The organism is Actinomadura sp. K4S16 (genome assembly GCF_008327685.1).
GTDB lineage: Bacteria > Actinomycetota > Actinomycetes > Streptosporangiales > Streptosporangiaceae > Spirillospora.
Genome location: NZ_BDDE01000014.1, coordinates 497380 through 519290 on the forward strand (window position 1 = coordinate 497380; position 21911 = coordinate 519290).

General features: G+C 73.0%; 23 protein-coding genes and 1 pseudogene. 9 read left to right on the forward strand and 15 right to left on the reverse strand.

What is annotated here, in order from left to right; all coding sequences use genetic code 11:
* The first annotated feature begins 32 nt into the window (after nucleotides 1–32).
* From K4S16_RS20720 to K4S16_RS20730, 3 genes and pseudogenes are all read left to right on the forward strand, one after another.
* Complete coding sequence (locus K4S16_RS20720) at nucleotides 33–416, forward strand: SgcJ/EcaC family oxidoreductase (protein WP_149260619.1); 384 nt, start codon at nucleotides 33–35, stop codon at nucleotides 414–416.
* A gap of 10 nt (nucleotides 417–426) precedes the next feature.
* A pseudogene (locus tag K4S16_RS20725) lies at nucleotides 427–1365 on the forward strand (sigma-70 family RNA polymerase sigma factor); the annotation flags it as partial.
* 58 nt (nucleotides 1366–1423) lie between these two features.
* Complete coding sequence (locus tag K4S16_RS20730; protein ID WP_149260621.1) at nucleotides 1424–1855, forward strand: DUF6069 family protein; 432 nt, start codon at nucleotides 1424–1426, stop codon at nucleotides 1853–1855.
* Between the two features lie 124 nt (nucleotides 1856–1979).
* Here K4S16_RS20730 and K4S16_RS20735 read toward each other — a convergent pair whose 3' ends face one another.
* The 7 genes from K4S16_RS20735 to K4S16_RS20765 all read right to left on the reverse strand — a co-directional run bounded on the left by K4S16_RS20735 (nucleotide 1980) and on the right by K4S16_RS20765 (nucleotide 8431).
* A complete protein-coding gene (locus tag K4S16_RS20735; protein ID WP_149260622.1) occupies nucleotides 1980–2363 on the reverse strand; it encodes a RidA family protein in 384 nt (127 codons plus the stop codon).
* Between the two features lie 28 nt (nucleotides 2364–2391).
* The gene (locus K4S16_RS20740) at nucleotides 2392–3342 is read right to left on the reverse strand and encodes a sugar kinase (protein WP_149260623.1); all 951 of its coding nucleotides are present in this window, start codon (nucleotides 3340–3342) and stop codon (nucleotides 2392–2394) included.
* Entirely contained in the window at nucleotides 3339–3596 is a 258-nt protein-coding gene (locus K4S16_RS20745) for a hypothetical protein (RefSeq protein ID WP_149260624.1), read from the reverse strand. Before K4S16_RS20745 ends, K4S16_RS20740 begins: the two co-directional genes overlap by 4 nt.
* A 12-nt stretch (nucleotides 3597–3608) precedes the next feature.
* Complete coding sequence (locus K4S16_RS20750) at nucleotides 3609–4823, reverse strand: alanine racemase (RefSeq protein WP_149260625.1); 1215 nt, start codon at nucleotides 4821–4823, stop codon at nucleotides 3609–3611.
* Nucleotides 4820–5677 carry an IclR family transcriptional regulator gene (locus K4S16_RS20755; protein ID WP_149260626.1) on the reverse strand — a complete coding sequence of 286 codons (858 nt, stop codon included), beginning with the start codon at nucleotides 5675–5677 and terminating at the stop codon, nucleotides 4820–4822. The genes K4S16_RS20750 and K4S16_RS20755 overlap by 4 nt, the downstream gene beginning before the upstream one ends.
* Nucleotides 5678–5700: 23 nt before the next feature.
* The gene (locus K4S16_RS20760) at nucleotides 5701–7263 is read right to left on the reverse strand and encodes an amidohydrolase family protein (RefSeq protein ID WP_149260627.1); all 1563 of its coding nucleotides are present in this window, start codon (nucleotides 7261–7263) and stop codon (nucleotides 5701–5703) included.
* Nucleotides 7264–7450: 187 nt separating this feature from the next.
* Nucleotides 7451–8431, reverse strand: a complete 981-nt coding sequence (locus K4S16_RS20765; protein ID WP_149260628.1) for an adenylate/guanylate cyclase domain-containing protein — start codon at nucleotides 8429–8431, stop codon at nucleotides 7451–7453.
* Nucleotides 8432–8520: 89 nt separating this feature from the next.
* Between K4S16_RS20765 and K4S16_RS20770 the strand changes: the two genes are divergently transcribed.
* The gene (locus K4S16_RS20770; protein WP_149260629.1) at nucleotides 8521–9291 is read left to right on the forward strand and encodes a MerR family transcriptional regulator; all 771 of its coding nucleotides are present in this window, start codon (nucleotides 8521–8523) and stop codon (nucleotides 9289–9291) included.
* A 4-nt stretch (nucleotides 9292–9295) separates the two neighbouring features.
* On the opposite strand, the gene K4S16_RS20775 is transcribed toward K4S16_RS20770, so the two are convergent.
* The 3 genes from K4S16_RS20775 to K4S16_RS20785 all read right to left on the reverse strand — a co-directional run bounded on the left by K4S16_RS20775 (nucleotide 9296) and on the right by K4S16_RS20785 (nucleotide 13757).
* Nucleotides 9296–10900, reverse strand: coding sequence for an RNA polymerase sigma factor (locus K4S16_RS20775; RefSeq protein ID WP_149260630.1), 1605 nt, complete (start codon nucleotides 10898–10900; stop codon nucleotides 9296–9298).
* A 203-nt stretch (nucleotides 10901–11103) separates the two neighbouring features.
* On the reverse strand, nucleotides 11104–12714 hold the full coding sequence (locus K4S16_RS20780) for a long-chain fatty acid--CoA ligase (RefSeq protein ID WP_235036947.1): 1611 nt from the start codon (nucleotides 12712–12714) through the stop codon (nucleotides 11104–11106).
* A 563-nt stretch (nucleotides 12715–13277) separates the two neighbouring features.
* Entirely contained in the window at nucleotides 13278–13757 is a 480-nt protein-coding gene (locus K4S16_RS20785) for a SigE family RNA polymerase sigma factor (protein ID WP_235036948.1), read from the reverse strand.
* 261 nt (nucleotides 13758–14018) lie between these two features.
* On the opposite strand from K4S16_RS20785, the gene K4S16_RS20790 reads away from it, so the two are divergent.
* Nucleotides 14019–14966 (forward strand): hypothetical protein, encoded by a 948-nt coding sequence (locus K4S16_RS20790; protein WP_235036949.1) that lies wholly within the window; start codon nucleotides 14019–14021, stop codon nucleotides 14964–14966.
* Nucleotides 14960–15814, forward strand: coding sequence for a MauE/DoxX family redox-associated membrane protein (locus K4S16_RS20795; RefSeq protein WP_149260633.1), 855 nt, complete (start codon nucleotides 14960–14962; stop codon nucleotides 15812–15814). The genes K4S16_RS20790 and K4S16_RS20795 overlap by 7 nt, the downstream gene beginning before the upstream one ends.
* A 59-nt stretch (nucleotides 15815–15873) precedes the next feature.
* Here the strand turns inward: K4S16_RS20795 and K4S16_RS20800 are convergent, their stop codons facing one another.
* The 4 genes from K4S16_RS20800 to K4S16_RS20815 form a co-directional block, all read right to left on the reverse strand.
* A complete protein-coding gene (locus tag K4S16_RS20800; RefSeq protein ID WP_149260634.1) occupies nucleotides 15874–16113 on the reverse strand; it encodes a hypothetical protein in 240 nt (79 codons plus the stop codon).
* 126 nt (nucleotides 16114–16239) lie between these two features.
* Nucleotides 16240–16542, reverse strand: a complete 303-nt coding sequence (locus K4S16_RS20805) for a hypothetical protein (protein WP_149260635.1) — start codon at nucleotides 16540–16542, stop codon at nucleotides 16240–16242.
* A 283-nt stretch (nucleotides 16543–16825) separates the two neighbouring features.
* Nucleotides 16826–18019 (reverse strand): ATP-binding protein, encoded by a 1194-nt coding sequence (locus tag K4S16_RS20810; RefSeq protein ID WP_149260636.1) that lies wholly within the window; start codon nucleotides 18017–18019, stop codon nucleotides 16826–16828.
* 293 nt (nucleotides 18020–18312) lie between these two features.
* Nucleotides 18313–19323 (reverse strand): pirin family protein, encoded by a 1011-nt coding sequence (locus K4S16_RS20815; protein ID WP_149260637.1) that lies wholly within the window; start codon nucleotides 19321–19323, stop codon nucleotides 18313–18315.
* Between the two features lie 162 nt (nucleotides 19324–19485).
* On the opposite strand from K4S16_RS20815, the gene K4S16_RS20820 reads away from it, so the two are divergent.
* On the forward strand, nucleotides 19486–19947 hold the full coding sequence (locus K4S16_RS20820) for a MarR family winged helix-turn-helix transcriptional regulator (protein ID WP_149260638.1): 462 nt from the start codon (nucleotides 19486–19488) through the stop codon (nucleotides 19945–19947).
* Here K4S16_RS20820 and K4S16_RS20825 read toward each other — a convergent pair.
* Nucleotides 19944–20366, reverse strand: a complete 423-nt coding sequence (locus tag K4S16_RS20825; RefSeq protein WP_149260639.1) for an MFS transporter — start codon at nucleotides 20364–20366, stop codon at nucleotides 19944–19946. The two genes, K4S16_RS20820 and K4S16_RS20825, sit on opposite strands and share 4 nt — an antisense overlap.
* Before the next feature lie 165 nt (nucleotides 20367–20531).
* On the opposite strand from K4S16_RS20825, the gene K4S16_RS20830 reads away from it, so the two are divergent.
* Nucleotides 20532–21272, forward strand: a complete 741-nt coding sequence (locus K4S16_RS20830; RefSeq protein WP_149260640.1) for a M15 family metallopeptidase — start codon at nucleotides 20532–20534, stop codon at nucleotides 21270–21272.
* Nucleotides 21273–21321: 49 nt separating this feature from the next.
* A complete protein-coding gene (locus tag K4S16_RS20835; protein ID WP_149260641.1) occupies nucleotides 21322–21897 on the forward strand; it encodes a hypothetical protein in 576 nt (191 codons plus the stop codon).
* The last annotated feature ends 14 nt before the right edge of the window (nucleotides 21898–21911 follow it).

Consider the following 21911-nt stretch of genomic DNA (forward strand, 5'->3'; position numbering starts at 1 on the left):
CGACCGATCCGGTTCGAGAAGGGACTGAGGCGATGAACAGCAGCGAGACGGCCGTCCGCGAGGTGCTCGGGCGGCTGTACGAGGCGTGGGGCGACGGCGACGCGGACGCCTTCGCCGACCTCTACGTCGACGACGCGACCGTGGTGATGCCCGGCGTGTTCCACCAGGGCCGCGCGGCGGTGCGCGACTACATGGCCGCCGCGTTCGACGGGCCGCTCAAGGGCTCCCGGGCCGTGGACGAGCCGCAGGACGTCCGCGTGCACGGCGACACCGCCATCATCGTCAGCAGGGCGGGCATCGTCATGGCGGGGGAGCAGGAGTACCCGCCCGAGCGCGAGCGGCTCGCCACCTGGGTGCTGTCGCGGCGGGACGGGCGGTGGCTCGTCTCCGCCTACGCCAACGCGCCCGCCCGCTGACCGGAGGTCCGTCATGGACGAGGAACTCGACTCCTACCGGCGCGAGCTTCTGGTGCACTGCTACCGGATGGTGGGCTCGGTCCATGAGGCGGAGGACCTCGTCCAGGAGACGATGCTGCGCGCGTGGCGGGCCCGGGACCGCTACGAGCCGCGCCTGGCGTCCGTCCGCACCTGGCTCTACAGCATCGCGACGAACGTGTGCCTGACGGCGCTGCGGGGGCGGGCCCGGCGCCCGCTCCCGTCCGGGCTCGGCGGGCCGAGCGACGACCCGGACGCGCCGCTGGCCCCGGCGCTGGAAGTGCCCTGGCTGCAGCCGTTCCCGGACGCGCTGCTGGACGACCCGGCGGCACGCGTCGTGCGGCGCGGCAGCCTGCGGCTCGCGCTGGTGGCGGCGATGCAGGCGCTGCCGCCCCGCCAGCGGGCCGTGCTCATCCTGCGGGACGTCCTGGAGTTCAGCGCGGCCGAGGCGGCGGAGCTGCTGGAGACGTCCCCGGCGGCGGTGAACAGCGCCTTGCAGCGGGCCCGGGCGGGGCTGTCGGGCGTCGCGGTGGAGGAGGAGATCGCCGAGCCGGACGACGCGGCGGTCGGCGCCGTCCTGGACCGGTACGTGAGGTCGTTCGAGGCGGCCGACGTCGACGGCCTGGTGGCGCTGCTGACCGACGACGCCGTCATGGAGATGCCGCCCGTGCCGCTCTGGTACCGGGGACGGCGCGACTACGGACGGTTCATGGCGCGGGTGTTCGCGATGGCCGGCACCGACTGGCGGATGGCGCGGACGTCCGCCAACGGTCAGCCGGCCCTTGTCGCGTACCGGCGGTCCGAGGGCGCGTACCGGCTGCACACGCTGCAGGTCTTCACCGTGACCCGGGAGGGCGTCGCGCGCAACGTCGTCTTCCAGGACGCCCGGGTGTTCGCCGCCTTCGGTCTGCCGGAGATTTTCGGCGGCTGATGTCGATCCCGGCGGCGCCGGTTCGACCTCCTTTCAGAAGCCCTGAAAGGAGCACACCATGGACATCACCCAGACGATCACCAGCGGCCACCGCCCGATCTGGCTGACCGGGGCCGCCGCGGCGCTGGCGGGATCCGCCGCCACCGAGCTGTTCGGCCTGGTCGCCCGCGCGGCGGGGATCCCGATGGAGGCCGGGAGCATCGGCGCGGCCACCCCCGATCCGGTCACGGTGGGCATGTTCGCGATGGGGACGGTCATCTGCACCTTCTGGGGGACGATCCTCGCGATGCTCCTCGCGCGGTTCGCCAAGAACCCGTCCCGGACGTTCGTGCGGGCGGCCGTCGCGCTGACGGTCCTGTCGTTCACGACGCCCGTCGCCGCGGGCGCCACGGCCGCCTCGACGAAGGTGATGCTGTGCGCCGCGCACGTCCTGGCCGCGGCGATCATCATCCCGGTGCTCGCCCGCCGCCTCTCCGCCGCGGACCGCTGACCGTCACGGTCCGGGCGCGGTGTTAGGCGGCGCCGATCGTGATGGACGAGACGCCGTGGGAGAGGATCCGCGCGGCGTCGGCGCCGCGCAGATCCTCCACCATGGCGAAGAGGGACGAGTCCATTCAGCTCTTCTTGTAGGCGACGAAGTCGATCTCGACGAGGATGTTCATCAGGTCGGAGCCCACAGTGGTGCGCACCGGGTAGGGCTTGGTGAAGTGCTCCCGGTAGACCTCGTCGTAGGCGGCGAAGTCGCGGTGGAGGTCCTGGAGGTGGACGGTCGACTTCACCACGTCGTCCAGGCCGAGCCCGTGCTCGCGCAGGATCGCGGCCAGGTTGGCGAGGACCTGCCGGGTCTGCGCGGCGACGTCCGAGCCGACGATCTCGCCGGTCTTCGGGTCGAGTGGCCCCATCCCTGACGTGTACACGAAGTCGCCGACCACGAGGCCCTGGGAGTAGGTGCCGACGGGCGGGGCGGAGTCCGCACTGCGAAGTTCGCGCTTGCTCATTCCTGTCTCCTTATCGGGTGACGCCGCTTCAGCGGGTGACGTCGTCTTCTGCGGCCTTCAACAGTTCCAGGTCGGCGCGGCTGGGCAGGCCCTCCCAGTCGCCGCGGACGGTGACCGCGTACGCGCCCGCGGCCGTGGCGGTGGCCAGGCGGGCGGCGGCGGGCAGGCCGCGGACGAACTCGGCCAGGTAGCCGGCGGCGAACGCGTCCCCGGCCCCCACCGGGTCCACGACCGGCACCCGGTGGGCGGGCTGGACGTGCAGCCGCCCCTCGCAGAACGCGACCACGCCCGCGGCGCCCCGCTTGACGAGGACGTCGCGGGGGCCCAGCGCGGCCAGGGCGGTGGCGAGCGCGGCCGGGTCGTCGCCGGGCACGACGAGGCGGGCCTCCCGCTCGGTCGCGAACACCAGGTCGGCGCGCTTGACCAGCGTGTGCAGGCATTCGCCGGCCTCGGCGGGCGTCCACAGCGCCGCCCGGTAGTTGAGGTCGAGGGACACGGGGACGCCGGCGTCCCGCGCGGTCTCGACGGCCCCGTCCAGCGCCTGGCGCGCGGTGTCGCTGATCGCGGCGGTGATGCCGGTGACGTGCAGGACGCGCGCGCTCCGGATCAGGTCGTGCGGGACGTCGGACGGGCGCAGCCGGGAGCCCGCGCTGCCCGTCCGGTAGTACTGGACGCGGGTGAGCGTGCCCGAGCGGCGCTCCTTGAACAGCAGCGCGGTCGGCGCGGTGCCGTCCACCACCGTGTGGCCGAGCCGGACGCCCTCACCGGCGAGCGCGGTGGTGATGAGCCGGCCGAACTCGTCGTCGCCGACGCGGCCGAACCAGGCCGCGCTGCCGCCGAGCCGGGACAGCCCGATCGCCGTGTTCGACTCGGCGCCGCCGATGCCGAGGTCGAGCGAGCGGGCGTGCCGCATCGGCCCGACCACGGGGTTCTCCAGCCGCGCCATGGTCTCGCCGAACGTGACGAGGTCGACGCTCATCGGGCCGCCCCGTCCGGGGCGTGCTCGGGCCGGGCCGCCGCGGCGAGCAGGGCCCGCGCCCGGTCGGCCAGGGCGGGGAGGGAGCCGCCGTCGAGGGCGTCGCCGATGAGGGACCCGCCGGCGCCGACCGCGACGGCCCCGGCCGCGATGTAGCCGGCGGCGGTGTCCGGGACGTCGGCGACGCGGCGGCCGCGCACGACGGCGACCACGCCGGTCGCGGTCAGCGCGGCTCCCGGCGCCAGGCGGGGGATCATGGGGTTCCCTTCTCAGAAGTACGTGCGGATCAGGTCGACCACCGTGTGGTCGTCGTCCACGACGGGGATGACCTGCCATTTGTCGAAGGCCGTGCACGGGTGGGAGATGCCGAAGCAGATCAGGTCCCCGGGACGCGGGGAGGCGTCCCCGGCCGCGACGTAGGCGTGGTGGTCGTTGGTGTCGGTGACGCGCATGCCGTGCGCGGGGGCCGTCGTCCCGGCCGCCTTGCGGATCCGGAGCGGAACGGGCAGGCCCGCGTCGTAGGGGGCCTCCCGCTTGCCCATCCCGACGATCGCGAGGCCCGGCTCCGGGACGGACGTGACCTGCGCCCAGATCTCCAGCGCGGCGTCCAGCGAGCCGGGGACGCGGTTGAACGGCGTCCGCTCGGTGTAGATGCCGTCGTCGTGGGAGACGTAGGCGCCGCTGCGCAGGACCACGGTGAGGTCGTGGCCGGGCAGCCAGTCGCCCGCGAGCTTCTCGGCGACCTGGTCGAAGTAGGCGCTGCCTCCGGCGGTGACGACGACGTCGCGGGGGAGCAGCGGCGACAGCTCGACGGTCGCCTCGCGCAGCGCCCCGAGGTAGGCGCCGGCGGACGCGACGTCCGGCAGCCCGCCCTCGTACCCGGCGACACCGGCGAGCTCGGTGCCGGGCGCGTCGGCGACGGCGCGGGCGACGGCGGCCAGCTCCTCAACGGTGCGGCAGCCGGTGCGGCCGTTGCCGTGGCCGAGTTCGACGAGCACCCGGAACGGGCGCTCCCCCGCCGCCGCTGAGATCGCGGCGACGCCCTCGGCGGAGTCGGCGTACAGCAGGAACTCCATGCCGCGGTCGACCTCGCCGCCGAGCCAGCGCAGCGCGGTCGGGTCGAGCAGCTCGTTGGCCAGCAGGATGCGGGGGACCCCGAACGTCCGGTAGGCGAGCACCTGGTTGGCGGTCGCTGCGGTGATGCCCCAGGCGCCCGCGTCGAGCTGGGCCTGGAAGAGCGACGGAGCCATGGACGTCTTGCCGTGCGGCGCGAACGCGAGCCCGTGCTCCCGGCAGAACGCGGCGAGCGCGTCGATGTTGTGCTCCAGCGCCGACTGCCGCGCCACCATGACCGGCCAGGTGAACGGTCCGCCGAACAGCGGGTGCCGGGCGGCGGCGAACTCCTCCAGGGGGACGGGCGGACCGGGCACCCAGAGGCCCTTGGTCCGCCAGTCGAGGTGCTCGCCGGGAATGGTGAGGCTCACGGCTGGTTCCCTTCCTGCCTGTCGTGCGGGGACGTGTCGGGGCGAGGTCGGTCGGGACGGCGGCGGGACGGCCGGGACGAGCCGAGCACCCGGGAGATCTCCAGCCCCGTCCGCTCGACCATCGGTCCGACCTCCCTCACCCGCGCCGGCGTCATCCGGGAGGTCAGCCCGGACACGCTGAGCGCCCCCACCGCCCGGTCGGTGTGATCGAAGATCGGCGCGGCGACGCAGCGGACCTCGGGCTCGTTCTCCCGGTCGTCGACGGCGTACCCGGACAGGCGTACCCGCTCCAGCTCGGCGGCCAGCCGCGCCGGGTCGGTGATCGTCCGCTCGGTGCGCGCCGGCATCCCGGCCGCGACGACCGCCTGGAAGTCGTCGTCGCCGAGCCAGGCGAGGATGGCCTTCCCGACGGCCGTCCGGTAGGCGGGCATCCGCATCCCGACGCGGGACGCCATCCGGACGTTGTGCTCGTTCTCCACCTTGTCGATGTAGACGACGTCGGGCGCCTCGTAGACGACGAGGTGGCACGTCTCCCCCACGACGTGCTGGAGGCGGCGCAGCGGATCGGCGGCGACCGACCGCATGTCCAGCGTCGACAGGTACGCCTGGCCGAGCCGCAGCGCGCCGTGCCCGAGCCGGAACCAGCCGGTCTCGCGGTCGCGGGTGAGCAGGTCGCCGTCGATGAGCGGCTGCGCGAGCCGCAGCACGGTGCTCTTGCTGATGCCGAGGTCGTCGGCGATGCGGGTCAGCGACACCCCGCGCGCGTCGGCGTGGTCGCGGACGTGGTCGAGAACGGCCAGCGCGCGCCGCAGCGACGACGACTGGTTCCGCGGTTTCGCCTGGTCGGTCGTCATGTGGTGCTCCCCGGCAGATGAGGTCAGGCGGGCGTGAGGGCCCGTCCCGGCGGTGTCCCGGTGTCGGCGAGGACGCCTCCGGACAGGACGGGCACGCCGTTGACGACGACGTGCTCGACGCCTTCGGCGGGCACCCGGGGTCTTTCGTAGGTGGCGCGGTCGGTGACGGCGGCCGGGTCGACGACGGCGAGGTCCGCGGCGCGCCCGGTCTGGACGCGGCCCCGGTCGGCGAGCCGGAACCGGTCGGCGGCACGCCCGGCCAGGTGGACGGCGGCCTGCTCCCACGTCCAGTCGCCGAGTTCGCGGACGTGCCGCCCGAGCATCCGGGCGAACGCGCCCCAGCCGCGCGGATGCGGGTGCCCGCCCTGGTAGATGGCATCGGAGCCGGTCGTCTGGGCGGGGTGCCGCAGCAGCGCCCGCACCGACTCCTCGCTGTTGGTCGGCGGCTGCCCGAACACGCAGCCGGCCTCCAGCCGGGTCGCGACGAGCAGGTCGCAGCAGAACGCCCCGGGCGCGGACCCGGCCCGCTCCGCCGCGGCCGGCAGGCTCATGCCCTCCGCCCACCGGTACTCGTCGGCGGGGACGTGCGAGAGCGTGATGCGGGGCCACACCTCGGGGCGGTGCGCGAACCAGTCGCGCTCCAGCCGCTCCCGGACGGCCGGGTCGGCGAGCGCCTCCAGTGTGGCGTCCAGATCGGCGATGGGGAGCCAGCCCGGCAGCGTGACGAGCGTCAGCGTGCTGGATCCCCGCAGGTAGGGGTAGTTGTCGAAGGTCAGGTCGATGCCCTCGGCGCGTGCGCCGTCCACGAGCGCGACCAGCTCGTCGCCGGGGCCGTGGTAGTGCGAGACGTGCGGGGCGACGCCGCCAACCCGCGCGATCTCCAGGACCTCCGCCATCGCCGCCGCGGCGGCCGACTCGTACCCGCGCATGTGCGTGACGTAGGGGAGCCCGGCCGCGCCGACCGGCGCGCACAGCGCCGCGATCTCGGCGGCCTCGGCGTAGGCGCCGGGCACGTACTCCAGCCCGGTGGACAGCCCGGCCGCCCCCTCGGAGAGCCCGCGCTCGACGAGCGCCCGCATCGCCGCCGGCTCGCCGGGCTCCGGGGCCCGCCGCGCGGTCCCCATGACGCCGTGCCGGATCGTCCCGTGCGGCAGCAGGTAGACGGTGTTGAGCGGGGTGCGCCGGTCGTAGGCGGCGAGCAGTTCCGCGACGGTGACCGGCCCGTCGCCCAGCCCGGGGTGCGTGCCGTTGACCGGCGCGAAGTAGCGGGTCACGTAGCGGAGCGTCTCGGCGCCGGCGGGCGCGTAGGAGACCCCGTCCTGGCCGAGGACGAACGTGGTGACGCCCTGCCGCAGCGCGGCGAGTTGGACGTCGGGGTCGAACACGGCCGCGTCGCCGTGGACGTGGGTGTCGATGAAGCCCGGCATGACGTACCGGCCGGTCGCGTCGATCTCGGCGGACGCCCGCGCGCCGGGAAGGGCGCCGACCGCGGCGATCCGTCCGGCGGTGACGGCGACGTCCGCGCGGCGCCCGGGGGCCCCGGTGCCGTCCAGCACCGTCCCCCCGCGAACCAGCAGATCGTACATTGGACCTCATTCACCCCAACAAGCCTGTAACCGGACTTCCGTGCCGGTAGTCGTGGAGGTTATGGGGCGCACCAAGCGCGGCACCAGATTTGCAACACATGATTTTGCATTGCACAACCATCGCTTGACCTGCGACGTTGCCGGCGCCGGAGGGATCGGCGGCGGTGCGGGGGAGGTACGGGGGCGTCTAGGCCTTGGGGCGGCGCAGCAGATACGGCCGTACGCGGCCCAGGCCCTGGAGCGGGCGGGGACGCAGGCCGGAGGCGTCGAACGGACCGGACGGCAGCGCCGAGACCAGGCCCGCGTCGGCCAGGACCGTCCCCGGGTAGGCGGTGGACGTCAGGCGCGCGGCCATGTTGACGGGCGTGCCGAACACGTCGCCCAACCGCTGGATCACCTCGCCGTAGGCCAGGCCGACGCGGACCTTCGGGAAGTCGGGTTCCTCGTTGAACCGCTCCGCGACGCGCAGGCCGATCTCCGCGGCGGCGTCGGCGGCGGGCGCGACGAACAGGACCTCGTCGCCGAGCGTCTTCACCACGCGGCCCCCGCACTCGGCGACGATGTGCGTGACCGACCACTCGAAACGCTCGACGAACCCGGCCAGGGCCTCGCCGTCGAGGCGGCGGCTCAGCCGGGTGAACGACACGACGTCGGCGAACCCGACCGCGAGGAGGGCGATGCCCGCGGCGGGGTCGGCCTGCGCCGTGGCGGTGGACGCCGCGGCGCGCATCCCGGCGGCGGCGAGCTGGCGGCGCCAGCCGTGCAGCAGCAGCCGCTCGAACGAGGGCCGCAGCTCCTCGGTCGCGGCCAGGGCGGCGGTGACCAGGTCGGACGTCACCGGCTCGTCGGACGGCAGGGCGCTCAGGCGCTGGAGCCACACGTCGCCGAGCCAGCTCGCGAGCCGCCCCATCGTCTGGCCGACGGCGCGGACGAGCTGGAGCACCGTCTCCTCGTCCACCAGCTCGTGGGACAGGACCTCGCGGATCTCGTGGAGCGCGGTCACGTCGCCGTCGGTGAAGGCGACCTCGTCGTCCGGCGGGACGGGGAAGCCGAGCGCCTGCCAGATGCGGCGCGCGAAGTCGTCCGAGACCCCGGCCCGGGCCTCGACCTCCCTGCGCGTGTAGCGCAGGGGGCCGCCGAGGAGCGTCTCCTCGATGTCGTCCGCCATGCGGCCACCCTATGTGCCATCGATCGGTGTAACAATGGAACGGGAGTAAGATCACGGCGGTCACCACGAGACGAGCCGGCGGACGGGGCATGGCCGAGTACCGAATCGACGAGCTGGCGCGGCTGGCGGGCAGCACGGTGCGCAACATCCGCGCCTACCAGGACCGCGGCCTGCTGCCGCCGCCCCGCCTCGAAGGCCGCGTCGGCATGTACGACGACTCGCACGTGGCGCGGCTCCGGCTGATCGGCAAGCTGCTCGCCCGCGGCTACACCTTCGCGATCATCAAGGACCTGCTGGGCGCCTGGGAGACCGGCAAGGACGTCGCCGAGGTGCTCGGGCTGGAGAAGGTCCTCACCGACCCGTGGTCGGACGAGATCCCCGGCACCGCGACCTACGAGGAGCTGGTCGAGAGGTTCGGCAGGGGCCTGGACGACGAGCGGCTCGCGGAGACCATGCGGCGGACGATCGAACTCGGCCTCATCGAGCCGGAGGGCGACAAGTACCGGGTGCCGAGCCCGCGGCTGCTGCACGTCGGCGCCGAACTCGTCGCCGCAGGCATCCCGCTGGAGTCCGTCCTCGACATCGCCGGGCAGATCCGCGCCGACTGCGACGTGATCGCCGGGCGGTTCGTGAACCTCGTCGAGGAGCACGTGTTCGCGCGGCTGGAGCGCCAGCCCGTCCCGGACGGCGACGAGGTGGGCGAGATCGCCGAGGTGGTCCGCCGGATGCGGCCGCTGGTGAAGATGGTCGTCGACCCGTTCATCGCGCGGGCCATGGAGGCCCGCGTCCAGGCGGCGCTCGGCGACCACCTCGAAATGATCAGGAACCACCTCGGGGAGCGGCCCGCCGACGGCGACTGAGCCGCTAGAGGAGCGTCGCGCCCCAGACGACCTTCACCTCGTGCGGCGAGCCCTCGGAGTCGGTGAAGGTGATCGTGCCCTGCCCCGGCAGGCCGATGAGCGCCGTGCGCAGCGTCACCGTCAGGCGCATCGTGCCGTCCTCGGGCATGCCGCCCTGCATCTGCGACAGGATCAGCTGGTTCGACGACGTCATCGCCGTCCAGGACACGGGACCGCTCTGCGCCTTCAGGCTGACCTGCGCGGTCTTCGTCCCGTACATCTCGACCTTGGCGGGGTTCACCACGAGGATGCCGGGGGGCTTCGGCGACTCGGACGCCGGGGGCCGCGGCGTCTGGGACGGGTCCTCCGGCTTCTCCTGGTTCTTCTCATGGGTCTGCGGCTGGGGCGGCGGCTGGCCGGGACGGGCCTGCGCGCCCCCGTCCGGCCCTTCCGGGCCTCCCTTGCCCTTCCCCTGGCCCCCCGGCCTCTCCTGTGTGATCGACGGCTGCGGATGCGTGCGGAACGGCGGCCACGACAGCGTGCCGCCGCCGATGCCGGGCCCCATCACGAACGCGACGACGAGGGCCGCCGCCAGCGCGCCCGCCATGCCGCCCCCGGTGAACAGCCACCGGCGCGTGAACGGCGACGGCACGTCCGGCTGGCTCGGCAGGCCGGCCGGGGTCAGCGTCCCGCCGCGGGCCGCGATGTCGGCGCGGTAGCCCGCCAGCTCCGGGTCGGTCGCGGTGTGCATGACGCGGTGCCGCAGCGCCGCGGGCAGCACCGGCGCGGGCGCCTGCCGCAGCAGCGCGGCCGCGGTCACCCCGGCCCGGGCGCGGCAGTCGCCGCAGCCGGCGGCGTGCAGTTCGGTCGCGGGGTCGACCGGGGAGTCGTCGCCCCCGCGGCGGAAGAACCGCCGCAGACCCCGGGCGCTCGACTCCTCCGGGGGCGCCTCCTCCTCGGGGGCCGGGATGCGAGCCGCGGCCAGGACCGGGATCGCCGCGGACCGGGACTCCTCAGCGGCGTCCGCCGCGGCGGCGCACTCCCGCCTCGCCCGGTCGATCTCCCTCCGCAGCGCGGCGTCGAGCTGGGCGCGCGCCCTGCGCACCCGCACCGCGGCCCGCCGTCCCGACAGGCCGAGCGCCGCGCCGAGCCGGACGGGACGCAGGCCGTGCCGGTACGCCAGGAGCATGACCTCCTGGTCGACGGGCTCCAGCCGGGACAGGGACGCGCGGAGCAGGTCGTGCAGCTCGTCCGAGGGCGGCCGGTCGGGTGCCGGATCGGCGGTTTCGGCACGCTCCAGGAAAGGGGCGTCCGAGAACTCGCCGTCCAGGTCCCAGAACAGCACCTTCGGGCGGCCCCTGCGGATGCAGCGGCGCCGCGCCGCACCGTAGAGCCAGGAGCTCAGAAACAGGGGGTCGCGCATCCGCGGGGCGCGGCGGCAGGCGTCGATGAACGCGTCGTGGACGATGTCGGCGGCCGCCTTCTCGTCGCCGGACATCGACAGCGCGTAGTCGTAGAGGCGCTCGCCGTACTCGTCGTAGAGCGCGGCCAGGGCCGCCTCGTCACCCTCGTTCAGCCCCTTGACCAACTGGCGGTCGGCTGCGTGGGGGGAGGTGGACAACCTGGGCATTCACGCTCCCGGCAGCGGCGGGTGGGAGTTGCCCCCATGGGGGCCATCCGGACATTCAGCCCACCTTGCATACACCCCCGGGCCCCGGTCGCACCACTTGATCCGGCGAAATGGGCGGTACCGTGACACCGGGTGAGTAAGCGCGCCTCTGCGTGAGCAGCCGTTCGCTCAGCCGGTTCCGGAACCGTGTGAGCGGAGCGGAATCAATCGGCGCGCCGCACCTCCAGATCGCCGTCCGCGTAGCGCCGCCGGAGCACCTTTTTATCGAATTTGCCGACGCTGGTCTTCGGCACCTCGGTGATGAAAGTCCAGCGCTCCGGAACCTGCCACTTCGCCACCCGTCCGGCGAGGAACTCCCGCAGTTCCGCCGCCGTGGTCTCCGCGCCCTCGCGCAGGACGACCGACGCCAGCGGACGCTCCTGCCAGCGGTCGTCGGGCACCCCGACCACGGCCGCCTCCACGACGTCCGGATGCGCCATGAGGTGGTTCTCCAGCTCCACCGACGAGATCCACTCGCCGCCCGACTTGATGACGTCCTTCGCCCGGTCGGTCAGGACGAGGTACCCGTCCGGGGACAGCGTCCCCACATCGCCCGTGCGCAGCCAGCCGTCGTGGAACTTCCCGGGATCCTCGTCCAGGTGGTAGGCGCCGGTGATCCACGGCCCGCGGATCTCGACCTCGCCGACGGCCTCCCCGTCGTTCGGCAGCACCACGTCGCCGTCCCCCACGATCCGCATCTCCAGCCCGGCGAGGACGCGGCCCTGGCTGACGCGCGCCCGCCACGCGTCCTCGTCCGCGGCCCCGGGCGGCGGATGCGCGACCGACGCGACCGGCGAGGTCTCCGTCATCCCCCACGCCTGCACGATCCGGACGCCGATCTCCTCGAACCCGCGCATCAGCGACTCGGGCACCGCCGAACCGCCGCACGGGACGAGCCGCAGCGAGGTCAGGTCCGAGCCGTGCTCCTTCGCGTACCGCAGGACGTCCGACCAGATCGTCGGCACCGCGCCCGCGATCGTCGGACGCTCGGCCTCGATGAGCCTGACCAGCGGCTCCGCCTGCAGGAACCGGTCCGGCATGACCAGCGGCGCGCCCGCCATGACCGCCGCGTAGGGCAGCCCCCAGGCGTTCGCGTGGAACATCGGCACCACCGGCAGGACGACGTCGGACGCGCTCAGCCCCATCGCGTTCCCCGTGCACGTCGCCATCGAGTGCAGGTACGCGGACCGGTGCGAGTACACGACCCCCTTGGGGTTGCCGGTCGTCCCGCTCGTGTAGCACATCGCGGCGGCGGACCGCTCGTCGATCTCCGGCCAGTCGAACTCCGCCGGCGCCGCCGCGAGCAGCTCCTCGTAGCCGTGCAATTCCTTGCCCGCGCCCTCCAGCGGCGCGGTGTCGCCCTCCCCGACGACGACCACGTGCCGGACGGTCTCGAGCCGCGCCAGCACCGGCGCGAGCAGCGGGATCAGCGACCCGTCCGCGATGACGACCCGGTCCTCGGCGTGGTTGGCGATGTAGACGAGCTGGTCGGGGAACAGCCGCAGGTTGAGCGTGTGCAGGACCGCGCCCATCGACGGCACCGCCAGGTACGCCTCCAGGTGCTCGGTGTTGTTCCACATGAACGTGGCGACGCGCTGGTCCCCGTCCACCCCGAGCCCCCGCAGCGCACCCGCCAGCCGCGCGGCGCGCTCACCCACCTCGGCATACGTGCGGCGGCGCGTCCCGTCCCCCGTCCACGTGGACACCCCGGCGTCCCCGAAGACCTGGGCCCCGTAGCGCATGATCGTCGTGATGGTCAGCGGAAAGTCCTGCATCGTGCTCCACACGGCATACGCCCTTTCTCCCAGGGGGGCGACCCCCTGGAACCCCCGTTACGAGCCGGGCGATCCTCACGCTCCGCCGCCCAGGGGGGAGCGACCCCCCTGGAACCCCCCGTTGCGAGCCGGGCGATCCTCACGCCACGGTGCTGGTGGGTTGTGCCCGTGCGGGTTGTTGTCGTGTCGCTGCGGTCGCCCGGCTCGGCGGGTCGTGCGGCCTCCAGGCGCCAGAGCGCCTTCCGGCCGCCCGACCCGCGCCCGGGGCTCGGCTTCCCCTCCAAGAGTGGGTCGTTTTGTCCCCATCCAAGAGCGCCGAACGGGCACAAGCAACCCTCTTGGGCTAAAGCCCAGCCGGCACACGGGCAGGCTCGTGGAGCGAGTGCAGCGAGCGGAGCGCGCATGCCCGTCGACGCAGGCGACCGCAGCGACGCCACGCGAGCCGTCACGGGCACAACGAGCCGCAACGGCGGCGTGAGGATCGCCTGCGTCGCAACGGGGGTTCCAGGGGGTCGCCCCCCTGGGAAGACACAGCCCCCCTGGGAAGACACAGCCCCCCTGGGCTAATAGAGCTCGCGGAGGCGGGTCATGGCTCGGGAGACGGTGGACTTGACGGTGCCCACGCTGACGCCCAGGACCTCGGCGATCTCCCGTTCGGACATGTCCTCGTAGTAGCGGAGCATCACGGCCAGGCGCTGGCGTTCGGGGAGGCGGCGGAGGGCGCGGCCCAGGGCGTCGCGCATCTCGCTGCGGTCGGTGTGGTCCGCGACGGGGCGGTCGGGGAGCTGGTCGGTGGGGTAGATCTCCAGCTTGCGGCGGCGCCACCAGGAGATCTGGGTGTTGACCATGGCGCGGCGGACGTAGCCGTCCACGGCGGAGCGGTCCTCGATGCGGTCCCAGGCGAGGTAGGTCTTGGCGAGGGCGGCCTGGAGGAGGTCCTCGGCCTCGGTGCGGTCGCTGGTGAGCTGGTTCGCCTGCCTGAGCAGGACGGGGCCGCGTTCCGCCACGTACGCGCGGAACTCCTCGTGCCGCGTCGCGTTCACACCACCACCGGACCAGGGGCTGGGGAGCCGAGCCGACTCCCGGTACAACGACGATCGCATGCCCGCCGTCATTACGGGCCTACTAGAACCACATATCCGGGTCAACCAGTTCACATTCTTTAGCCGAGGTAGATCAAACGTCCTCCACCAGCTGACTTATCGCGACAAATCCGTCGACAGCCGGGGTCACGGCACGTGACCCTTGACTCACTGTCCCAACCCGTCGCCCTGCGTGACGATCATCGACCCCGGAGCGCCGCGATGCCGACGACCCACCTCCGCCGGGCTGCGCACCGCCGGGCGCTGTTCGGGGAAACCGAACGTCCGGAGACGGGTGGTCTCGCGCGGGGGGTGAGCGGGGTCGTGCTGGACGCGAGCCCGCACCTGCTCGTGCTGGGCGAGGGCGGCGCGGAGGGCGCCGAGACCCGCATCGCGATGAGCGGCGACACCGCGATCTGGCACGGCGGGTGCGGGGGCCCCGCCGCGCTGCGGCCGGGCAGGTCCGTCGTCGTGCGGCGGACGGACGGCGGCCGCGCCGACCGGATCTGGGTGGGCATCGGCCGGGTCAGCGGGACGATCCTCGCGAGCGGGCGGGACGGCGTGGAGGTGGACATGGGGCCGCACCGCGGGCGCGCCCGCGTGGAGATCGCGCCGTCCGCCCTCGGCCTGGTGCTGGTCCGGCATCCGCGGCTGGAGCCCGGCTACCTCATCGACGTGATCTGCGTGCGGTCGCCCGGCGGCCCTCGGGCGGTGCGTCCGGGCACGTCGCAGCCCGGCTACCGGGCCGCCGACCTCGCCGCGCCCGAGGCGGCCGCGCCGGTGCCGGAGGTGCTGCGCGGGACGGCGACCTGGTTCGGGGGCGTGGAGGGGGAGTGGCGGGACGGGGCGTCCTACCCGGCGGTCGACGCGGAGGGGGACGCCGGGGGTTGTGCGGACGCCCCGTCCGGCTGCGTGCCGATGCCGTACCTGTCGCTCGGCAGCGAGGTCGTCGTGCGTAACGAGTGCGGGGGGCGGTCGGCGCGGGTGCCGGTGATCGAGTGCGGCTGCACGGCGGCCCTGTTCTGCGACCGGTGCGTGGACTGCGAGGCGTCGCCGCGGGGGCGGATCGTCGAGCTGACCCCGGCCGCCTTCGCCGGGCTCGGCGGCGACCTGGCGGCGGGCTGCTTCAACGCGGCCGTCCGGCCGGGGGTGAGGGAGGGGCCATGGTGACGGCGATCCAGAACACGCAGGTCCTGCTGCTGGCGGCGGTGCTGCTGGCGGCGTGCCTGGCGAAGCTGACGGTCCGGGAGCGGGCGGCGGAGGCGCCCGACCACGTGCACGGCGTGCCGGTGCCGGCCGGGCACGCGCGGCTGTCGGCGCTGCGGCGCAGCCGCGGGATGACGGTCGGGCTCGGCATCGGGGAGGGCGCGCTCGGCCTCGCGCTGCTGGTGACCTCGCACCTGTCGGTCCGGCTGGCGACGACGGTGGCGTTCGCCGCCGCGACCTGGGTGGTCGGCGAACTGCGGGTGCGCAGGCCGGACGCCGGCTGCGGCTGCTTCGGCGCGCTGAGCAGCAAGAAGGTGGACCGGCGCAGCGTGCTGCGGGCGATGCTGTTCACCTGCGCGGCCGTCGTCTCGCTCGGCGCGCCGCACGCGGGCGTGGAGGTGCTGCGGGACGTTCCCGCGCAGGTGGGCCTGCTGTTCGCGGTGGAGCTCGTGCTGTTCGTGGCGCTGTCCCCGGAGCTGGCGGTGCTGGCCGGGCGGCCCGGGCTGCCCCGTAAGGGCGTTCCCTGCGATCGGCGCCGCAGCCCGGTGCGGGAGACGTACGCGAGGCTGTACGCGAGCCCGGCGTGGGCCGAGCACGAGAACGCGATCGGGAGCGCCGTGCCGCTGGACGTGTGGCGGGAGGGCTGCTGGCGGTTCGTGGCCTTCCCCGGCCGGGTGGGCGAGCGGGACGTGGAGATCGTGTTCGCGGTGTCGACCTCGGAGCGGAGCCGGGCCGTCCGATCGGCGGTGGTCGCGGCGTCGTCGCCCGAGGTCTCTGCGTCCGTCCAGCCGATTCTTGGACGCGTCCAATAGTCGGTTAGAGATCCATCGGCCGGGCCGGTACGGCGCTGCTCTTCAGCCCGTCGCGGCCGTCAGAACTGCTGTGCGGCGCCGCCGCGGGCACGGCGGAAGAGGAGCCGCCTGGTCCGGGCGTGCAGCACTTCCCGCAGTTTGATCATGTACTGGTTCTCCGAGCCGGACTCCGGCGGGCGGCCGCCCTGGTCCTGCCGCATCGCGGACTCGTCGTAGCCGAGGATCGAGGCGGCCAACTCGTCCTCGCGCAGGAGTTCGTCGTCGGTCTCGGGATCGCGGGGCCGGTGTCGCACTGGCATGGGTTCCCCTGGCATCGTCCAGATGCCCGTCGCGGGTCGCCAGAGGACTCCTACCCACCTGGTCGAGCCCGGCAACACGCGATGCGCCGCCGACGGCTCACGATCGGGCCCGCGGGTCAGGCGTTCTCACCATGTGCTTTCGGACTCGTCCTCGTCCAAGTCGGAGGGAAAGTCGTCTTCCAGTTCGGAGGAGAAGTCGTCGGCCGAGAGGTCGTCGCCGTCCGCGCGCGGGGGCAAGCCCCCCTGCTCCTGCTGCATCGCCTCCTCGTCGTGCATGGACATGTCGTCGCGGCCGCCGTGCTGATGGACGCCGCCGTACTCTTCCTCTCCGCCGTACGTCTCCTCGGAGGCGTACTCGTCTTCGGCGATGAGGTCGTCGAGGCCGCCGTACTCGTTGTCGTGGTCCTGGGCGCGGAATCGATCTGCCATGGTCTCTCCCCGACTTCGGCTTCGCGCGCCCGGTCCATGGGCCCGCGACGGGGCTCCTACCCATGTCGCCCCGACGACACCTGCCCTCCTCTTCTGCCGTTCTCTAGCGATCTCTAGAAATAATTCTAGAAACGCATAGACAAGCCCAGAGGATGGGCGAGCGAAATCTACGGCTCTCTACGCTCATCACTAGAGAGCCGGATATTCACCGGACGACGCGGTCTCGATGTAGCCGTCTACCGCTCTCTAGCGTTTCCGCTAGAGAGCGCGATAGGTGGACAGATCAGCCGGGCTGGGAGCGGAGGAACTTGCCGAAGTGCGGGACGGTGAACGCGACCATGCCGCGTTCGGCGCTGTAGATGAGGCCCTTCTTGATCAGCCCGTCGCGGGCGGGCGACAGGCTGGACGGCTTGCGGCCCAGCTCGTCGGCGACGGCCGCCGTGGGCACCGGGTCGTCGCCGAGCATGGCCATGGCGCGCATGTAGTCGCGCTCGGCGGGGGTGGCGCGCTCGTAGCGGCTGCCGAAGAAGCCGACGGCGAGCTCGCTCTCCGCCTCCGGCGCGGCGACCTTGATGTCGTCGGCGGTGATGGGGCTGTCGGGGGCGACGTCCCAGACGACCTTGGCGTACGCCTGGACGAAGTAGGGGTAGCCGTCGGCCGCGCCGTACAGCGCGTCGAGGGCGTCCTTGGTGAAGGTGACGTCCTCGCGCTCGGCGGGGGCCAGCAGCGCGACGTCGGCCGACTCGCGGTCGAGCCGGTCGATGCGGGCGTACCGGAAGAGCCGCTCCGAGTAGGACTTGCTCGCCGACAGGACGGCCGGCAGGTGGGGCAGGCCCGCACCCACCACGATCAGCGGGCCGCCGACCTGCGACAGCTCGTGGCAGGCGGCGCACAGCGCGGACACGTCGTCGGCGGGGATGTCCTGCATCTCGTCGACGAACAGGGCGATGCCCACGCCGACGTCGGTCGCGACGGACGCGGCGTCGACGAACAGCTCGGTGAGGTCGATCTCCAGGTCGCCGGAGTCGGCGCGCCCCCGCGCGGCGGGCACGTCGATGCCGGGCTGCCAGCGGTGCGCCCGCGCCTTGGCCTTGCCGGACGGCTCGGGGCCCGCCTGCGCGAACGCCTTGAGCACGCCGAGGAACTCCTCGATGCGGTCGGGCGCGCGGTGCCGGGGCGCCAGCTCACGGACGGCCCGGTGCAGCGCCGAGGCCACCGGGCGGCGGATCGACTGGTCGGGACGGGCCTCGATCTTCCCCGTCCCCCACAGCCGCTGGATCGCCTGCGAGCGGAACGCGTTGAGCAGCACGGTCTTGCCCACCCCGCGCAACCCGGTGACGATCATGCTGCGCTCGGGACGGCCGCGGGCCACTCGTTCGAGCACCACCTCGAACTGCCGGAGCTCGCGGTCGCGGCCGGCCAGCTCGGGCGGGCGCTGCCCGGCGCCCGGGGCATAGGGGTTCCGCACGGGGTCCACGCTCTCGGACTCTATGAGGCGATATAGCTGCGGCCGTAGATTTGCGTAGAAAACACTGCGGCGTGTCGCGTGGTCACGCCGCCGCCCGCAGCGCGCGGAGCCGTCGGGCCCCCGTGTGGCCATGGTCGCCACCATGTCGCCTCCCGGGCGAGCGCGGTCGAACAGGGTGGTCGAACTTCTGTTCGACCGTTCGAACACAGTAGCGCATGGCCTCTCCCCCGTCACGCGAACGCGCGAGACGGCCCCGGCCGCGGGCACCACCCCCGCGGCCGGGTGTCGGGCATCCGGGACGGTCAGGCCAGGGGCTCGTCCGCCTCGGACAGGTGGGGGACCTTCTCGGCGGGCACGGTGCCCATGCGACCGGCCTGGAAGTCCTCGAACGCCTGGACGATCTCGTCGCGGGTGTTCATCACGAACGGGCCGTACCGGGCGATCGGCTCCCGGATCGGGAGGCCGCCGAGGATGAGGATCTCCCAGCCCGCGGCGCTGGCCGTCGGCTGGCTGTCGGCGGCGCGGACGACGAGGCCGTCCCCGTCCCCCTTGTGGTGCGAACCGGCGAACACGGCGAGCTGGCCCTCGTCCAGCGCGACCTCTTCGACGCCGGCCGTGCCGCGGCCGGACAGCACGTACACCAGCGCGTTGAAGTCGCGCGGCCAGGGCAGCGCCAGGCGCGCGCCGGGCGCGACGGTCGCGTGCAGGTAGTTGATCGGCGTGTAGGTCACGCCGGGGCCGTCGTAGCCGGCGACCGAACCGGCGATGACGCGCACGAGGGACGAGCCGTCGTCCGCGGCGAGCAGCTTGACGTCGCGGGCCTCGATGTCCTGGTAGCGCGGCGGGACCCACTTCTGTGCGCGCGGCAGGTTGACCCAGAGCTGGATGCCGTGGAACAGACCGCCCTTGGCGACCAGCTCGGGCGGCGGCTGCTCGATGTGCTGGATGCCGGACGCCGCCGTCATCCACTGGGTGCCGCCGTCGGCGATGAGGCCGCCGCCACCGGTGGTGTCCTGGTGCTGGAACGCTCCGTCGATGATGTAGGTGACGGTCTCGAAGCCCCGGTGCGGGTGCCAGGGGGTGCCCTTCGCCTCGCCCGGCGCGTACTCGACGGCGCCCATGTGGTCGAGGAGGAGGAACGGGTCGGCCAGGGACAGGTCGATGCCCGGGAACGGGCGCCTGACCTGGAAGCCCTCGCCCTCGAGGTGGCGCTGGGCGGTCACGACCTTGGCGACGCGGCGCCAGTCGGTGCCGTCCTGCGGGAGCAGCGGCAGGCGGGGCAGGGTCAGCGGGTCGGCCATCACGGCAGGCATGGGGTTCTCCCCTCGTCCGGGTGCCCGTCCGTGGTCGGGCGGAGCATGTCCCCTGCAACGCAGTTGATGCTTCAACTATTTCCTCGACGGGCGGGCCCGTCCTGGTAGCCTGGACATAGCGGTTATTAGTTGAATCTTCAACAGATGCACTATACTCGGACCATGAGCGAACCTCGCTGGCTCGATGCCACCCAGCAGCGCGATTGGCGGGCATACGTGGACGGCAGCGTCCGGCTGGCCGAGATGATGGACCGCGACCTCAAGACCAAGCACGGCCTGTCGAACTCCGAGTACGAGATCCTCGTCCGGCTGTCGGAGGCGCCCGAGCGGCGGCTGCGGATGGCCGAACTGGCCGAGAACGCCAGCCAGTCGCGCAGCCGGCTCTCCCACACCTGCTCCCGCCTGGAGGCCAAGGGCCTCGTCAAGCGCGACAGCTGCCCCAACGACAAGCGCGGCGTCTACGCGCACCTGACCGACGAGGGCTTCGCGACGCTCGACCGCGCCGCCCGCGACCACGTCGAGGTAGTACGCACGTATTTCATCGACGTGATCGAGCCCCAGGACCTGGAGGCCATCGGGCGCGCGTTCGGCATCGTCCTCAAGCGGCTCGGCGGCCCGTCCTAGAGCGGGGCGGTCACGCCGGTCAGGAACCCGACGGACAGCAGGGTCAGCAGGCCCCAGGCGAGCATCATCCCGTGGCCGAACGTCCGCCACCGCCCGCCGACCTTCCACACGAGCAGGCCGCCGAGCCCGAACGCCAGCACCAGCAGCGTCACGAACTGCGGCAGCAGGCTGGGCCGGCGGCTCATCATCAGCGGCGGGTACATCATCACGGCGTCGACGAACACGAACGCCGCCGCGCCGGCCGCCAGCGCCTTGACGTCCCTGCCGAGGAACTCCCGCGCACGCTCCGCGGCGAGCTGCGCACGCTCCGTCTGCAGACGCGGCCGCACATGCGCCGCCTGCTCGACCTCCACGCTGTGCGCGACCGCGAAGATCTCGTCTTCGAGGCTTGGGAGGTCCCTCTCCTGAGGTTCCGCCATCCCGGCTCCCTGGGACCGGACGCCGACCGGGCGACCTGCCCGGCGACTCTCTTGAGGATCACGGCCCGTCCGTCCCGGCCCTTTTCCGGCGGGCGCGCCTTCAAACGCACCGTAGCGAACACCCGGCCCGGCACGCACACCGTGTGACCTGCGTATGCTGCAAAGATGCCAGGTAGAGGGGCTATAGGGACCGCGACTTTCCTCGCCGCGCTGGCGGCCGTGCCGTTCGCCGCGGCCGGATGTGGCCGCGGCGACGACGACCGGGGCGCGTCGGCGCCGCCGGCGACACCGCCGACCGCGTCCGCTCCGAACACCCCGTCGCCGTCCCCGAGCAAGCAGGGCTTCCAGGCCGAGATCAAGAAGGTGAAGGCCGGGGACCTCAAGTACTCGTGGCGGCGCGGCTGCCCGGTCTCCCCGTCCGGGCTCCGCATGATCGAGATGACCTACTGGGGGATGGACGACAAGCCGCACACCGGCGGACGGCTCGTCGTCAACGCGAAAGAGGCCGGGGACCTGGTCAAGGTCTTCAAGAAGCTGTACGCCATGCGCTACCCGATCGAGCGCATGGAGCCGGTCGACAAGTACAAGGGCAGCGACTTCGACTCGATCGAGGCGAACAACACCTCGGCGTTCAACTGCCGCCAGGCGACCGGGTCGACCTCGTTCTCCAACCACGCCTACGGTCTCGCGGTCGACATCAACCCGTGCCAGAACCCGTACGTCTACGCGGACGGGCGCGTCGCGCACAAGGACTGCGTCAAGTACAAGAACCGCGAGAACGACGACCCGGGCGTCATCCACGCCGGCGACAAGGTCGTCAAGGCGTTCGCCTCGATCGGCTGGAGCTGGGGCGGCACCTGGTCAGGCGCCAAGGACTACCAGCACTTCTCCAGCTCCGGCCGCTAGTCCGAGAGGCCGGGCACCGGCTGTCGGGGGGCGGAGCCATCGTCCCGCCATGGGCGATCACTTCCAGATCATCGTCGACCTCGATGCCACGGCGACCGGAGCCGCCGACGCCGGCGCCCGGGCACTCGACTGGCTCGTCCGCGAGGAGATCGTTCGCGCCGAGCGCACGGACTGCGTGCTCGGAGCGCCGACGGGCCACCCGCCAGGTGAGAGATGGGCGAAGGCCGTCCTGGAGCCGGATTGGAAGCCGACGGACGGTCTCGACGTCAAGACGGGCCGGAGGGTCTTCCTGGGCGGACAGGGCGACGCGCGGTACGCGATCTGCCCGCGGTGCGCCGTCCGGACATGGTTCTACACCGAGACGTGGGAGCCGATAGAGGAGGCGAGCACGGCCTTCGGCGAAGCCATCAGGGCGTGGGACGCGACCGGAGAGGCGAAGGCCAGGTGCCCGTCATGCGAGCAGAGCTCCGACCTCACCGCATGGCGTTGGGACGGCGACTACTACGCCTTCGGATACCTCGGCTTCCAGTTCTGGAACTGGCCCGAGTTCGCCCCCCGCTTCCTGGCCGATCTCGCTCGGGTACTCGGCGATCACCGGGTGGTCGTGGTCGGAGGCAAACTCTGAGGGGCCCGGCACCG